The sequence below is a fragment of the Tetragenococcus solitarius NBRC 100494 genome (assembly GCF_001544195.1).
In the GTDB taxonomy this organism is placed as follows: domain Bacteria; phylum Bacillota; class Bacilli; order Lactobacillales; family Enterococcaceae; genus Tetragenococcus; species Tetragenococcus solitarius.
Window position 1 is genome coordinate 149,250 of the sequence record NZ_BCPY01000001.1, and the last position, 11,760, is coordinate 161,009.

Below are 11,760 nucleotides of genomic sequence, written 5' to 3' on the forward strand. Positions count from 1 at the left end.
ATAAAATGAAAAAGTTTCTTCCTGTTTAAGTATTCTGTCTTAAAAAAAATAAAAAGTAGAGGACATTTTATTTTCTATCCTCTACTTTCTATTTATTATTCATCTTTGTATAGGTCGTAATAAGCATCCATAACTTCTTTTGTGATGTCTTGATTTGGAGTAACTTTACTATTTTTACGTTGTATTTGAGGAATCACTACAGCAAAAGCAATCTCTGGATCATCATAAGGACCATAACTTACTAAGTTTAGTCCCTCCACATTAATTTCCTTTCCATCTTCAACTACAACCATTTCAGCTGTCCCTGTTTTAGCTGCCAAGTCCATTTTCGCATCAGCTAAGCCTTTAGCTGTTGTCCAAGCATTATTTCCATGAACAACATCATGAAATCCTTTGTGAATAGTAGCCATATTTTCATCAGAAATGTCTACTTCATTAAGCACCTCGGTATCGATTTTTTCTTTTTCTTTCCCAAGCTCGCCTTTTTTGTTATTGCCGTAAATGCCGGTGACTAAATGGGGACGAACTCTTTTTCCATCATTAGCTACAGTTGAAACATATTGTGCTAATTGCATCGGGGTGTAAGTGTCAAACTGACCAAAAGCTAAATCTAAAACATTCCCAGCTTGACCTTTAGCATCACTTAAATCATCAACAGGGGTGCGAATGCCTGTAACCTCGTCGGGCAAATCTACACCTGTTTCAACGCCCATACCGTATTGTGCCATTGCATCCCGCAATTGTTTATAAACACCTTTTTGGCTTTGAACCCCAGGAATAGAAACGGTTTGTCCATTATAATTAATTCCCATCATTTTTAAAGCAACTTGAATCATATAAGAATTTGAAGAATACTCTAAGGCTTTTTGAGCCGAAACGTTTTGGTTATTATTTCCATTTTTATTGAAAATAGACGCCTTATTATTTGAACCGGCAAGGCGAACAGGCTGATCATAAAGAACCTGGTTTCCCTGAATTGCACCTGATTTCCATCCTGCTGTCAGTGTACCTGCTTTGACGACAGAACCTGGAGTAAAGCTTTTCGTATAAGTACCAATCGCATCTTCAGTAATTTCTGAGGAGCCTATTTCGTGATAATAACCACTTAATGACAGTATTTCCCCTGTCTTTGGATTCATAGCCACGGCATAAATCCCCGGCGAGTAATTTGCCATGCCGTCACTAATTAATTTCTGATAGTTGTCTCTAACAATTTTATCCACTTTTTGCTGGAATTTTGAATCGATAGAAAGCTTCAAATTATCGCCTTTTTTACCTTCAGAAATCGTCTTTTGGTCGACAATCTTTCCGTTACGATCAACTGAAACTTCATTCTCGGCTTTTGTTCCTTGTAATACACTTTCGTATTGTTTCTCTAGATAGCTAGTTCCAACACGATCATTACGTGAGTAACCCTTTTTGACATACTCTTCTTCTTCTTCAGCCGGCAAGCCTTGTTCTTGCGTAGAGACTTTACCAATAACACTTTGTAATGGATTTTCGTCTGTGACCATTTTTCTGGTCCAGTCCATACCAGTAGATACTCCTGGTAGCTCTTTAGCTCGTTCGGAAACTCTTGCAATCTCTTCATTAGTAACATCTTGATTTTTCACATAGTCTGTCGACAATTCTTGTGTGCCATTTAGACGCTTAAAGATAGTAGCAAGTCTCATTTGGTCATCATTAAAATCAATTTCGTCATCGGTTACTTTATCTACAATTGCCGCGTATTCTTTAGCATCATCGCTTGTACTCGACTCTTTTTTTGACAGACGATCACGAGCTGTATCAAGATGGTCTTCATCTGCTAACCAAAAATCTTTTAAATCACGGTCTGTCAGTTTGTCATCTACCTCAACGTCAATTAAATCATCCAATTTTTTTGCAATATTTAATAGATCACTAGCTTCCATATCTAAACCTCTGGTAAAGGTAATCGCTGCTTCTGAATAATTATCAACCAAAGGTTCGCCGCTTGCATCATAGATTGTTCCTCTTGGCGTACTCTCTTTAATTATCCGATCAGAAGAAGCTTTGATTCGAGTTTCCATGTTATCACTATTAACAATTTGCAAGTTTCCTAATTGAATAATCAATGCAACAAACAAAATAAAGATCACCACAAATAATATGTTTAACCGAAAAGGAACATGGGATCTTTTATATGTATATTTTTTTTCTTCACTCTCTTTTTTAGGGGAATTATTCAAATGATTATTTTTCTTAGGCATGAAGACATTCCTTCCATCTTAAACTACTTGTATCACAATTTTACCAAAAATTCTAAATTAAAAAAGCAAAAACAAGGAATTCAATAAATATTTATATAAAATACAAAAATTACAAACAAAAATTCATTTTGTTTCACAGTTTTTTTACCTTTTTTTATAAAATAAGGTTTATTACTGTTTTTGCTCTATCATATTCACAAAAATTCGTGAAACATTTTTAACTTCTTTTTCTGTGTGGATAACTTTCATAAATTACTATAAATTAATCTCTTTTTATAGTAACACATCACCTATTTTTAATCCTAAAAAAGAACCCATGATTTCATGAGTTCTTTGACTACTATTAATACCCTCCATTAACAATTCCGTTATCACCATTAACTACACCCTGGTCATAAGCAGGGGTATAGTTTGGAATGGCCGGTTGACTATAACCTTCTTGTTGCTCAGCAGGAACTTGAGGCTCTTGGTTTTCAGGAACTTCTTGTTGTTGCGCTGGATCTTCTGGTCCTTGCGATTCTGGATAACTTTCTTCACCAGAAGATTCTGACTCTTGTGTATCTTGATTATCTTCATTTTCTGTAGCATCAGAATCATCATAGAATTGGTTACCTATAAAACCATTTTGGGAATATTCGTTTTGCGGATCTATCTCTAGTTTATCTTTTGTCGGTAATTCAAGCTGTTTTTTTAACTGATTTTGCAATTCCAACAGCTCGTTCATTCCTAAAATTTGATAAGAAATACCATTAACCATCTGATTTTCGCCTTGAAGTTGTTCTTGTTTCACATTTTCAAATGCGGGATAGTAGTTACTTGCAATATCGAGCATTTCATTCCAAGAAAGATCTGTTTTCGAATTTTTTTCTACTGCATTTAAAATCTTCTTATAATTGCTCACGCTATCTACACTAACAAGCTTATCTACAATCTTTGTCACTACTTCACGCTGTCTTCTTTGTCGACCAATATCGCCTTCTGGATCGTCTTTTCTCATGCGCGCATAAGCAAGACCTTTTTTACCATTTAATTTGATTTTCCCTTTAGGAACATGGACCCCTTCCAAAGTAAAATCAATTTTGTTATTAACCTGAATCCCACCGACAGCATCAATTAAATCCGTCATTCCCTGTAAATTAATGGTTGCATAGTGGTCAATAGGAATATCAAGCATCTTTTCTACAACATCCATTGAAAGTTCTACGCCACCATAGGCATACGCATGGTTTAATTTATCAAAGGTCTTCCCATCATCAAGCATATCAGCCATAATATCTCTTTCTAAGCTGACGATGGTTGATTCTTCTTTTTTAGGGTTGACTGTTACAACCATCATGCTATCCGTGCGGGCAGGATCTTCATCATCTTCTTTTCGACCCAGCCCCCCCGAATCCACTCCTAAGAGTAAAATAGAAAAAGGTTCGCGGTCAGCGATGCTAACTTCCTTATCTCTTCTGCTTGATTTTCGGTTAAGTTCTTCATTAATATTATTTATCGCGCTATTTGCATCATCTAAGGCTTGCATACCATAAACAGTGATACCTGCAACAGCTAAAGCAACTATGGCTAATACACCCACGATAATTTTCTGATATAAACGCATCCCACACCTCGTTTTCTCCGCAAGAAGGTTTTATATAAATTTTGGCATAGTCCTATTGAATTTACAATAACCCATTTTTTTCATTACCAAATTTTAATAAACCATGAAAGCACAAAGTACATCTTCAAAAATTAAATATAGTCCACAAACTTCGCTCTAAACTTCATGTGCAAGTGGCTACCTAATATCAATAAGGCCAAAACCACTCCCCAAAATATTAGAGTATAGGTAGCTTTTTCGAAAAACCACTCACGGCTTAAAAATGTATCGCGAAAACCATCAATTATATAATAAAGAGGATTCAACTTTAAAATTTTTACGGCAATCTCTGGTAAATTACGATTTTCAACGTTCACAATTGCACCGGAGATATAAAATAGAAGCCGTATGATAGACTGTAAGAAAATATGATAATCCCGAATTAACACTGTAATTGTTGCATTTAATAAACCAAAGGCGAATAAAAAGGTGATCATACAAACAAAATAATAAATATACTGCAACCAATAAATAGTAGGCATTATTCCAAAAGATAAGGCAGTTACAATAACGATGATTATCATAGGAAAATAAGAACTTAAATTACTAACAATATTGACCGATGGTAATATACTAACAGGAAATTTCATTTTAGAAACAAGCCCTATTTGCTTATAAATACTATTAGAAGCCCCTAAAATTGATTTATTGATATAAAACCAAGCTGTAATACCAATTAATAACCATACAATAAAAGGAACCTTTCCCACGTCTTGTCCTTGCCTAAAACCAATACCAAAAACTAAATAATAAATTCCAACTTGGATTGCAGGATTTAATATTTGCCAAGCCAACCCTAGATAATGGCTTTGATAATCTGCTTTATCCTCATAACGTGACATCCGAAAAATCATGCCCATATGTTCAAACTGTTCTTTTATAACCGTAATAATCTCTTTCACAAAACTCTTCCTTTTCTACAACAATAATTATTTGAATACACGCATGATAACATCTGCAGGATTTCCAACAGCGTAAGTTAAAGACTTCCCGCTAAAAGTTACTAACATACAAAAAATCGTTGCTAGTATAGTCACAAACAAAATGAGGCGAGTAGGAATGGTCATCTTGTCTCCTAATGGTGTGCGTTCTAAATTTTTAGCAAGTTGTTTTTCATTTAACTGTTGTTCTTGCAACTTTTCATCTTCAGAAGCAGTTTCTTTTAATTTTTCAAGAGTGAATTTTTTTTGTTTATTTTTTTGCCGTTTTTGATAATTACTTTGTTTTTTCTTGGGTAATTTTTTAAACCAACGAATAAACTTTTTATACTGTTCCATAATTTCTGCCGTTGGACCAAACTCTCGGATATCTCCGTAGTGCATCCAGATAGTTTTATCACATAATTTTTCTACCTGTTTTAAAGAATGGCTGACAAAAAAGATGGTTTTCCCTTGTGCCTTAAATTCCAAAATTTTATCCACACATTTTTGATAAAAGGTATCATCACCGACCGATAATGCCTCATCAATAATCAAAATATCCGGGTCGTTATGCACCGCAATCGAAAAACCTAACCGAGAGCGCATCCCACTAGAATAATTCTTTACCGGTTGGTTAATAAAATCGCCTAAATCAGCAAAATTGATAATATCATCAATGCGTTCATCGATTTGTTTATTGGTCATTCCTGACATCAATGCTTTAAGTCGGATATTTTCTAACCCAGTCAGCTGCTTTTTAAGACCTGCTCCGATTGAAATAATGGAAGGTTCCCCATTAATTTCTATTGTACCGGAAGTTGGGGGAATAATACCGCTAATAATATTAGAAAGTGTTGATTTGCCTGAACCATTAATTCCAATAAGTCCGATTGACTCACCGGCTTTTACCTCGAAACTCACGCCCTTTAAAGCCCAAAAGCTGGGAATGCTACTACGCGAGAATTTAAAAAGCGATTTGATTTTATCTGATTTTTTCTTATAAAGATCGTACTCTTTGGTTACCAAAGTAGCACGCACTTTTACATCATCGTTTTTCAATTTATTCATCCATTCTTCACTGCTTTTTACGTAACAAAAACATTTATATCATAGCATATTTTTTCTGTGAAAAGAATACAATTAAAAAAACTAATCTTCAGCTTAGTATTTTTTTAATGAACGTCCTTGACGCTAAAAAAGCCGAGTGGCCTCGACTTTTTTACTTAATTCAATTTTAAATCATTTTTGATTTGAGTAGTGGAAACTTCCGGTGTTCGCGGCAAGTAAACGACTGTAGCATCTGTCTGGTCTTCTATAAAGTCGAATTCGCCCGCCCAGTCATCTCCCATCACGAATGTATCAATGTGATATTCTGGAATGTCTTTTACCTTTTGTCCCCAACCTTCTTCTGGGATAACTAAGTCTACATAACGAATTGCTTCAAGCAACTGTTTACGTTTGGCATAATCAAAATAGCATTTTTTTTGCTTTTCTTTCCAATTAAATTCATCCGTCGATAAAGCAACGATGAGATAATCTCCTTGTTCTTTTGCACGACGTAACAAATTAATGTGTCCATAGTGCAATAAGTCAAACGTACCGTATGTAATTACTCTTTTCATATGATAACAACCTCTTTTGTTTTTAATACATTGAAGATACCAAAAAAATAAAAAAATAGCAACATTACTTCAGAAATGTTAGAAAAAGCTTCATATTTCATTCTTTCTCAAAGACGTAATCCACCATTTGAAAGCCTTGACCAATGTCTGAAATAGCTTCTTGTAATAATTTAAAGCCTAAATGTTGGTATACTCTAATCGCTCTTGTATTTCCCTGATTTACCCGCAAACGTTGTTTAAGTCCATATTCTTGGGCCAGTTCATCAAACCAATTAAATATTTCTCGCATAAATCCTTGGCCGCGGTATTCATTAATAATATAAATTTTGCTCAAATACAGTGAATCTGACGATATTTCATAAGCAATGTAGCCAACATATTTATTATTTAATATTAATGCGTAATAATTTACCCCTGCATGAATTTCCTGCATAATGATTTCTTTACTTTGATAATTTTCTAACATATATTCTACTTGCTCACTGCCGATAATGGGAGTGAATACTTCCTGCCAGATTTCTTCTAAAGCTGGATAAAAATCATCTAACTGCTCTTGAGTTGTAATTTTTTGTTTCTCCAAGACAACAGTCTCCTTTATAAAAGCTTTGTAGTGTATAAAACCTCTCGCTTTAAACGAGAGGTAGATTGGTTCTTTATTGTAAGCTGCAAAATTTACTTGGCTGCTTCGTAATTTTTATTTGCTTGGTCCCAATTCACAATATGCCAGAAAGCTGCGATGTAATCAGGTCTTACATTTTTATATTTCAAATAGTAAGCATGTTCCCATACATCTAAGCCAATAATAGGAATTTGTCCATCTGTCAATGGAGAATCTTGGTTTGGCGTCGAAGTAATTTTTAATTTGCCGTTATCTAAAACTAACCAAGCCCAGCCAGAACCAAAACGACCGGTGGCAGCTGCCTTAAATTCATCTTTAAAAGCATCAAAACTGCCAAATTCTTGATCAATCGCATCTTTTAATGCACCGGTTGGTTCACCGCCTCCATCTGGAGATAAAATCTTCCAGAAGAAAGAATGATTTACATGTCCACCGCCGTTATTACGTACTGCTGTAAAAATATCTTCAGGGACACTATCAAGATCTGCCATTAGGTCTTCCACTGATTTTTCGCCTAATTCAGGATGTTTTTCAATCGCTGCATTTAAGTTCGTCACATAAGTGTTATGGTGTTTATCATGATGCAAATGCATGGTCTCTTCGTCAAAATAAGGTTCTAAAGCGTCATAATCATAAGGTAATGCTGGTAAAACATAAGTCATTTTGTCATTCCTCCCAAATACTTATTTATTACAAGTTAAGGGTATCAAAGAAAGCGATTTTATTCAAAGCAAATGCTTTTTTCTTTTCTAGGGAAGTCTTTTAAAAACTAAAAATTTACTAAATAGATAATTGGCAATCCCCACCAAAATTTGTGTTATGATTTTTGCTAGGCCATCTCCAAACTGCACCCATTCTCTTAATACATACATTAAGGCCATATCAATTCCAAGCGCTATTAAACGAAATAACATAAAGCGTAAAAATTCCGACCAATAAGCCAATCGACTCGCCGACTTAGAATGAAACACCCATCGCTTATTTGTTATAAAAGAAAACACATTCGCTAAAAACCAAGAAATAATGGTGGCTGTCATATAATGAACATGAAAAAATCCCATACATAAAAAATGTATGGCAATATTAACAATTGTCGCCCATTGACCAAAAAAGAGGTAAGCAATAAATTCCCACCATCCCTTTTCCTCCAGCCAATTTTTAGATTGACGAAAATGTTGCATGAATACTTACTCCTTACAAATTAGCTATTTTTTTTGGTAAAAATCAGAAACTTACTAAACACATAATTGGCAATCACAATAATAACCTGAGTAATAAATTTTGCCCAAAAGTCACCCATATTCAAGCCATCGATAAAAAACAACATACATCCCATATCGATGCCAAAAGAAACGATTCGATAAAAGAAAAATTTCCCTAATTCAGCCAAAGTTTGTGTCAAATCAGTAGTTTTTGATTTGAATACCCATTTTTTATTAGTCGCAAAAGCGAATAATACAGAAAATATCCATGAAAGAGTATTAGATATAACAAGGTTCCAACCAAATAAGTTTCTAGCGATAAAAAAGACAACAAAATTGACCAAAGTTGTCATACCGCCAAAAAACAAATAGCTAATGATCTCTTGTAATTTCGTATCTTCTCTTATTTTTTTTATGAACTGTTTCAATCCGCCACCTCGCAACGTTTTTTTATTATTGATATATTCTAAGATAGGATATACTTTTTCATTTTGAAATACAATAAAAACCCTTTTTTATAGAAAAATTTTTATATATTCATTTATTTTACTGTTGGGGTTGTGACATAAGCTCCTTTAATAATAAAATATCGGAACTATAAGAGAGATCGCTCCTACGATTACTCGTCGCAAATTCACGACAATTAGTAAATCTTATCAAATAGAACTCGAGTATTTTTGTCTTGTCTTTACTTATGTCACAGCCCAATATTGATTGTTTTGTCATTTAGTTAGTATTTTTCCTTGTTTTCTCAGATTTTGTTAGATAGAATATTAAGTATGTAAAAAATAAAATTAAGAAGGTTCTTATATGACTTTGCTTCAACTAGCAAAAAATTCAGTTTTACACTTTAACAAATTAAAATTTGCTAAAAATGTGGGTTTTGGTAAAATGATTGTCTATTTACTGTTACTAAGCCTGGTTGCTGCCATACCTATCACGCTTCAAGTCCGGCATGTTTTTACAGATATTCAATCTGATGGTCAAGAAATCGCTAAACAAATTCCTGACTTTACTATTGAAGATGGGAAAATACAGACAGAAAAACAAAAAGGATTTATCTATCAAACAAATACAGTAATTTTCACCTTTGATCCTGAAGGTCAACGCACACCAGAAGATATCTCATCTGATATGGTGGGAAATTTTCTAAGCGTAGGTTTATTACAAGAAGAAGCTGTTTTAAGTCTTCCATCAAATGAAGCAACTGAAGCTATCTTTGGCGATAATCAATTTGAATTTTCTTATGAAGAAGAAGAGCTGCAGGACTTAACAGGAAAAGAAATACGCAACGAATTAAACCAAAGTAAAGTTCCATGGTGGGTCCCTTTTCTAGTCTTACTTATTGCCACTTATCCTTCTTTTATCAATCTGATTGTCACTTTACTGATTACCACAATCATCGGCAATCTATATAGTCGAATTCGGCGAACTAAAAATCGATTTTTTGATAACTTGAAAATTATGATTGCAAGCGCGACACTTCCAGTAGTTATAGGAGCAGTCATTAATAGCTTTTCTACAAGCTTTGACAGCACGACGTTTATTGCTATTTTATCCTTCTTTATCTTCACGCAGGCAATTAGAAATACGAAAAAAATAGAGTAGTCCAAAGATATTTCCAAAATTTTGGAAATGTCTTTTTCTTTTAATTATTGTATACTAAATGGTAAAGGAGTAGATAATATGAGCAAATATATTTTATCTGATCGGCCGTTCCGTAAAGAATTCGATGAAAAGATAGCCGAAATTGACAGCGATTATCGTTTCGTACTTGAGGATGAGCTAGTAAACGATGCTAATTGGCAAAATGTTGAAATAACAATTGGTTGGAAGAAACACTGGAAAGACAAATTATTATATGAAGGAACACCCTTAAAATGGGTTCAATCAATTTCAGCTGGTGTCGATTACCTGCCTTTGGATGAATTTGCAAATTATAACGTAAAACTTTCCAATTCAAGTGGTGTACATGCACAAGCAATCGCCGATCACTTATTAGCGATTTTATTTATGCAAAATCGTGGACTTTTTTCTGCTATACAAAATCAGCGTCATGCCAAGTGGGAAGTAAACGGCGATGATTACGCATTCATGCAGGACCTTCGCGTTTTAATTGTCGGTACAGGAAAAATTGGTCAACGATTGGCAAGCTATTTAGATTTCTTCAATTCCAAGCCTATCGGAATTAATACAAATGGTCGTGAAATCGAGCACTTTAAAGAAACTTATTCTTTGAGCGAATTAGATAAACAAGCAAGTAAAGCAGATGTTGTCATCAATATTCTGCCTTTAACAGAAGATACTTACCACTTATATAATACTGAATTTTTCAAAAACATGAAAACAACAGCCACCTTTATTAACGTCGGTAGAGGACCTAGTGTATCTACTACAGATTTGTATCAGGCACTCCAAGAGCATGAGATTGCTTTTGCAGCCATTGACGTTTTTGAACAAGAGCCGCTACCAGCAGATCATCCTCTGTGGCAGCTTGAAAATATCCTAATCACGCCACATATTTCTGGCTTTACCCCGCATTTTCAAAAAAAATTTATGAAAATATTTTTAAATAATCTTTCTAGCTTTATTAAAGAAGGAAAAATCATAGAAAATGAAGTTTCTCTTACTTCCGGCTATTAAAAAAAGAAAGATGGTCCATGTAGTGACCCCCAAAAGTTAGACTTTTATGGAGTGGAGAAATCCACTCCTTTTTTCATGTAGTAAAATTGCTTGTTAAGCAACTACTGAAGCCGCTTGTCGAAATTCAACTGGACTTTGGTAGTTCAACTTTCTTTTCATTCGTTTATTGTTGTAATAATAGATATAATCTTCAATGGCCGATTTTAGTTCGTCAAAGCTGTTATAAACTTCTCCATGAAAAATCTCTTGTTTCAAAAGACTAAAGAAATTTTCCATAGGGGAGTTATCTAAGCAGTTGCCTTTTCGGGACATACTCTGAAAGATCTTGTGTTTTTTTAGCTTGTTTCCATAAGCTTTCATTTGATAAGCCCATCCTTGATCAGAGTGGAATGTCCGACGATAAAGACAGTCCTCTGTCATTTGGATAGCTTCTTCCAACCCTTCCATGATTGCCAAGGCATTGGGCCTTTCTGAAATACGGTAAGAAAGGATCTCGCTGTTATACAAATCCATAAACGGATCCAAATACAACTTTCTTTGACGGATCACACCGTTGGTATCTAAGGCAAAATACTTGAATTCTGTTGTGTCTGTTGTAATTTTTTGATGACAAATACTTGTGCAAAAGCGACGGTGGATTCGATTCTTCGCAATTGTGCCAACTTCTCCTCTATAAGAACGATAACGTCGAGATTTTCGGGTATAAGATCGGACTTCAAGTCCCAACTTTCGAATCAAGCGTTGTACTTTCTTTTTATTGACATGGAAGCCACGATTTTTAAGCTCTTGGGTCATTCGCAAACAACCGTAATCTTTGTGTTTCTTACGAATAGTAATCATTTCTTCTTCGATTTCCTGATCCGGATTTTTTCGATCCCATC

12 protein-coding genes are annotated in these 11,760 nt (G+C 34.5%); 2 read left to right on the forward strand and 10 right to left on the reverse strand.

Features of this window, described 5'->3' with window-relative positions:
- Nucleotides 1-95: 95 nt before the first annotated feature.
- The 9 genes from TS1_RS00645 to TS1_RS00685 form a co-directional block, all read right to left on the reverse strand.
- Complete coding sequence (locus TS1_RS00645) at nucleotides 96-2,231, reverse strand: penicillin-binding transpeptidase domain-containing protein (RefSeq protein ID WP_068706769.1); 2,136 nt, start codon at nucleotides 2,229-2,231, stop codon at nucleotides 96-98.
- Between the two features lie 343 nt (nucleotides 2,232-2,574).
- Nucleotides 2,575-3,834 (reverse strand): LCP family glycopolymer transferase, encoded by a 1,260-nt coding sequence (locus TS1_RS00650; protein ID WP_068706771.1) that lies wholly within the window; start codon nucleotides 3,832-3,834, stop codon nucleotides 2,575-2,577.
- Between the two features lie 131 nt (nucleotides 3,835-3,965).
- A complete protein-coding gene (locus TS1_RS00655) occupies nucleotides 3,966-4,775 on the reverse strand; it encodes an ABC transporter permease (RefSeq protein WP_068706773.1) in 810 nt (269 codons plus the stop codon).
- A 27-nt stretch (nucleotides 4,776-4,802) separates the two neighbouring features.
- Nucleotides 4,803-5,861: an ABC transporter ATP-binding protein gene (locus tag TS1_RS00660; protein WP_068706775.1), complete on the reverse strand. Its 1,059-nt coding sequence runs from the start codon at nucleotides 5,859-5,861 to the stop codon at nucleotides 4,803-4,805.
- Nucleotides 5,862-6,016: 155 nt separating this feature from the next.
- The gene (gene tagD / locus TS1_RS00665; protein WP_068706777.1) at nucleotides 6,017-6,415 is read right to left on the reverse strand and encodes a glycerol-3-phosphate cytidylyltransferase; all 399 of its coding nucleotides are present in this window, start codon (nucleotides 6,413-6,415) and stop codon (nucleotides 6,017-6,019) included.
- Between the two features lie 97 nt (nucleotides 6,416-6,512).
- Nucleotides 6,513-6,995 (reverse strand): GNAT family N-acetyltransferase, encoded by a 483-nt coding sequence (locus TS1_RS00670; protein WP_068706779.1) that lies wholly within the window; start codon nucleotides 6,993-6,995, stop codon nucleotides 6,513-6,515.
- A gap of 92 nt (nucleotides 6,996-7,087) precedes the next feature.
- A complete protein-coding gene (locus TS1_RS00675) occupies nucleotides 7,088-7,696 on the reverse strand; it encodes a superoxide dismutase (RefSeq protein ID WP_068706781.1) in 609 nt (202 codons plus the stop codon).
- An 87-nt stretch (nucleotides 7,697-7,783) separates the two neighbouring features.
- Nucleotides 7,784-8,215, reverse strand: a complete 432-nt coding sequence (locus tag TS1_RS00680; protein WP_068706783.1) for a GtrA family protein — start codon at nucleotides 8,213-8,215, stop codon at nucleotides 7,784-7,786.
- A 20-nt stretch (nucleotides 8,216-8,235) separates the two neighbouring features.
- Nucleotides 8,236-8,664: a GtrA family protein gene (locus tag TS1_RS00685; RefSeq protein ID WP_068706785.1), complete on the reverse strand. Its 429-nt coding sequence runs from the start codon at nucleotides 8,662-8,664 to the stop codon at nucleotides 8,236-8,238.
- A 382-nt stretch (nucleotides 8,665-9,046) separates the two neighbouring features.
- Between TS1_RS00685 and TS1_RS00690 the strand changes: the two genes are divergently transcribed.
- Both TS1_RS00690 and TS1_RS00695 read left to right on the forward strand, forming a co-directional pair.
- Nucleotides 9,047-9,844, forward strand: coding sequence for a DUF1189 domain-containing protein (locus TS1_RS00690; RefSeq protein WP_068706787.1), 798 nt, complete (start codon nucleotides 9,047-9,049; stop codon nucleotides 9,842-9,844).
- A 78-nt stretch (nucleotides 9,845-9,922) separates the two neighbouring features.
- Nucleotides 9,923-10,879 (forward strand): phosphoglycerate dehydrogenase, encoded by a 957-nt coding sequence (locus tag TS1_RS00695; RefSeq protein ID WP_068706789.1) that lies wholly within the window; start codon nucleotides 9,923-9,925, stop codon nucleotides 10,877-10,879.
- A gap of 93 nt (nucleotides 10,880-10,972) precedes the next feature.
- Here the strand turns inward: TS1_RS00695 and TS1_RS00700 are convergent.
- A partial coding sequence (locus tag TS1_RS00700) for an IS3 family transposase (protein ID WP_068706791.1) occupies nucleotides 10,973-11,760 on the reverse strand: 788 nt, incomplete at its 5' end.

What these genes read in the sequence shown, in the direction of transcription:
- TS1_RS00675 (WP_068706781.1), bottom strand. Translation starts at nt 7,696, where the DNA reads ATGACTTATGTTTTACCAGCATTACCTTATGATTATGACGCTTTAGAA.
- TS1_RS00680 (WP_068706783.1), bottom strand. Translation starts at nt 8,215, where the DNA reads ATGCAACATTTTCGTCAATCTAAAAATTGGCTGGAGGAAAAGGGATGG.
- TS1_RS00690 (WP_068706787.1), top strand. Translation starts at nt 9,047, where the DNA reads ATGACTTTGCTTCAACTAGCAAAAAATTCAGTTTTACACTTTAACAAA.
- TS1_RS00660 (WP_068706775.1), bottom strand. Translation starts at nt 5,861, where the DNA reads ATGAATAAATTGAAAAACGATGATGTAAAAGTGCGTGCTACTTTGGTA.
- TS1_RS00695 (WP_068706789.1), top strand. Translation starts at nt 9,923, where the DNA reads ATGAGCAAATATATTTTATCTGATCGGCCGTTCCGTAAAGAATTCGAT.
- TS1_RS00650 (WP_068706771.1), bottom strand. Translation starts at nt 3,834, where the DNA reads ATGCGTTTATATCAGAAAATTATCGTGGGTGTATTAGCCATAGTTGCT.
- TS1_RS00645 (WP_068706769.1), bottom strand. Translation starts at nt 2,231, where the DNA reads ATGCCTAAGAAAAATAATCATTTGAATAATTCCCCTAAAAAAGAGAGT.
- tagD (WP_068706777.1), bottom strand. Translation starts at nt 6,415, where the DNA reads ATGAAAAGAGTAATTACATACGGTACGTTTGACTTATTGCACTATGGA.